Annotated in this window: 1 protein-coding gene and 1 pseudogene; one reads left to right on the top strand and one right to left on the bottom strand. The window is 66.9% G+C overall.

What is annotated here, in order from left to right:
• A pseudogene (locus CFP71_RS41820) lies at nt 1–278 on the bottom strand (hypothetical protein); the annotation flags it as partial.
• A gap of 172 nt (nt 279–450) precedes the next feature.
• Between CFP71_RS41820 and CFP71_RS44730 the strand changes: the two are divergent.
• On the top strand, nt 451–680 hold a 230-nt coding region (locus CFP71_RS44730; protein WP_143267277.1), incomplete at its 3' end, for a hypothetical protein.

The following is a 680-nucleotide window of genomic DNA, read 5'->3' as shown; positions in this document are numbered from 1 at the left end:
AAGGCGGCGAGGAGTTCGTCGTCGGTCAAGGGCCGGATCGTGCCGAAGTCGTCCTCGCCCGTGGCGCTGATGAACTCGTGGACGTCGAGCACGGAGTGGGTCCCGGACTCCTGGACGCTCTCCACCTCGTACAGCTCGTCGACCGAGTCCGGGCGGCCGAGCTCGTCCTCTTCCCAGAGGTAGTCACCCTCCGCGAAGACCTGCGCCTTCATCGCGTCCAGCGCGGCTTCCGGGTCGCCGTCGAACCGGCCGCGGACAGACCAAGCCGAAGCACCCACCGGGGCCACCTCCTCATTCGCCGAGCGAACAGCGTAACCGGCCCCGGTCCTTTCGGGTTCGGCCAAACGTGACAAATTTTCGCATTACCCTTTTCCAGAGTTCACCCCCCGGCTAACGTCGTCCGGCATCGTCCTTCCGCGACACCCACCCGCGACGAGTAGGGGCACCGCCATGTCCGACATCTCCAGGCGCACCTTCGCCACGGCAGGCGCCGCCGGCGTCGGCCTGCTGCTGTGCACGCCGACCGCCAACGCGCTCGACCGGGCGCTCGCGCTCACCACGACCCGCGCGACGCGCACCAGATCGGAAGAGCGTCGCGTAGGGAAAGAGGGTAGAGCGTGGTGGACACGGTATCCTCCAAACATCAGTCCTCCACATGCTGTGAGCGTGCAGCTCCAATG

Origin of the sequence: Amycolatopsis thailandensis, assembly GCF_002234405.1 — a bacterium.
Classification (GTDB): Bacteria; Actinomycetota; Actinomycetes; order Mycobacteriales; family Pseudonocardiaceae; genus Amycolatopsis; species Amycolatopsis thailandensis.
The sequence above is the reverse complement of the archived record's forward strand: the minus strand, read 5'-3'. Positions and strand labels throughout refer to the sequence as shown.